Raw genomic sequence first — 2004 nt, forward strand, 5'->3', positions numbered from 1 at the left:
TTCAAAGACCAAATTTTCATCGTTGACTTTCTTGTCAACTTTTGTTTTATTGTGTCACCCTTAAGCGACTTAATTATTATAACATTTAATTTCTTTTCTGTCAACAAGTTTTTTAATCAGTTGAAATCTAATTTCTTAACTTCTTTTTAACTTGTTTGCCGCATCTCTCAGCGACGTGTTTTATCTTACCATATATGTTAATTGCCTTTGGCATATAAATATGCATATTTTAAAGTTAACTCTATAATACTAGTAAATTCTTTATAATTCTCATTTATTTAATTACTGATACACTAGGAACCGTTATATTGATGTTTGTTTATATAAACTCATAAATCACCTTATTAAAATCATAATTTTAATATTTTATGATTTTAGTATTAGTTTTCTAATTCTATTAAAGTCTAGCAAATGTAATATATATAGATTGTAAATCAACTTTTTATTAACTATACTTCTATTTTATCTATAGTTTTTTTCTTAATTATTTAATTAAATATACATTGGTCAATTACACTAAATAAAAAATATAGTATTTATATGTCAAATATATGAATTGATAATGTAGAATGTATTAATTTCCCTTGGATAAATTAATACAAGTTACTTATTTTGTATATTAGTTTGCTATTTTAATTTTTCATATTCAGAACAATCAACCCTAACTAATTCTCCAATTTCAAAAGATCCTTTACATGCATATCCAACAATAGTTGATAAGACGCCATCTTCAACAGTAACAACTGGCTTTCTATTTTCTAATACACAATTAACAAATTCTTTAACCTCTGCTAAATATGCATCCTCAAATCTTTTTAAAAATCCACCAGCACATTCATTATTAATTCCATTATCATTAAATACCGTTACTAAATTTTTATCTGGAGTTGTTCCAATTCTTAATGTTCCTTTAGTTCCTATTATTTCAGTTTCTATATGATATCCATGAGCACAATTTCTGCCAGCAACAAGTAGTGTCATAGTTCCATTTTTTAACTTAACCATAGCGGCTACAGTTTCAGCATCATTTATTTTATCAAATTCTTTATGTTCATAAGCTCCTCCTATTTCCCATAGCATCTTACCAAGACAACCTTACCTATAGACCCCTCTTCAATTTTTTGTTTAGCATAAGCATATGATTTATCATACCTTCTCATAAATCCAAGCATAAATATTTTTTCCAAATGAGAATTTACAGCTTTCATAGCTTCTAATGCATCTTCTAAATATAATCCAAGTGGCTTTTCATTAAGTGTTATAGTTAGAAAAATAAACTATAAAGAAAGTCTGCTAAGGAGTAATTATTAATAAAAACCCAATATAATGTTTATAATGTTGTGGATAAACTTATAAAAGGAAAGAAAAAAGTGCAATACTAATTAAAATAAATAGTATTGCACTTAACATATATAACTTTTACTTAAAAAAGAACAACATCTCATGGACTTTTTTATTTCATCTACAGATAAAAAAGTCAGACTGTCTAACTATATATTGATAATATTAAAATATTTTAAGTTTTAATAGTGTATATTAAACTCTATCTATTATTAACATTACCTTCATATTATTTTTATATACTAAAAAAGAGATAGTTATAAAAACTATCTCTTTAAGCTTACCTGGCAACGTCCTAATCTCCCACACAGTCTCCCGTGCAGTACCTTCGGCGCTATGGATCTTAACTTTCCTGTTCGGAATGGGTAGGAGTGTTACTTCCATGCCATCATCACCAGATCCTTTGAAAGAATGTTCTTTCAAAATTGCACATAAATTGTATATAACAATTATTTATTGGTCAAGCCCTCGACCTATTAGTATCAGTCAGCTAAATATGTTGCCCTACTTCCACCACTGACCTATCAATCTTGTACTCTTCAAGGGGTCTTACTAGCTTACGATTTGGTAAATCTCATCTTGATAGAGGCTTCACGCTTCGATGCCTTCAGCGTTCATCCTGACGCGCATTCGCTTCCCGGCTATGCCTCGGACGCCACAACT

Annotated in this window: 2 rRNA genes and 1 pseudogene; all 3 read right to left on the reverse strand. The window is 28.7% G+C overall.

The features are described 5' to 3' along the window. Positions 1-627: 627 nt before the first annotated feature. Positions 628-1253: pseudogene (locus tag NG904_RS14080) on the reverse strand (Gfo/Idh/MocA family protein); the annotation flags it as partial. A 370-nt stretch (positions 1254-1623) separates the two neighbouring features. Continuing rightward, positions 1624-1740 (reverse strand): 5S ribosomal RNA (rrf, locus tag NG904_RS14085). A gap of 57 nt (positions 1741-1797) precedes the next feature. Then, positions 1798-2004: ribosomal RNA gene (locus NG904_RS14090) — 23S ribosomal RNA — on the reverse strand; the annotation flags it as partial.

The organism is Clostridium sp. ZBS15 (assembly GCF_023845705.1).
In the GTDB taxonomy this organism is placed as follows: Bacteria; Bacillota; Clostridia; order Clostridiales; family Clostridiaceae; genus Clostridium; species Clostridium aquiflavi.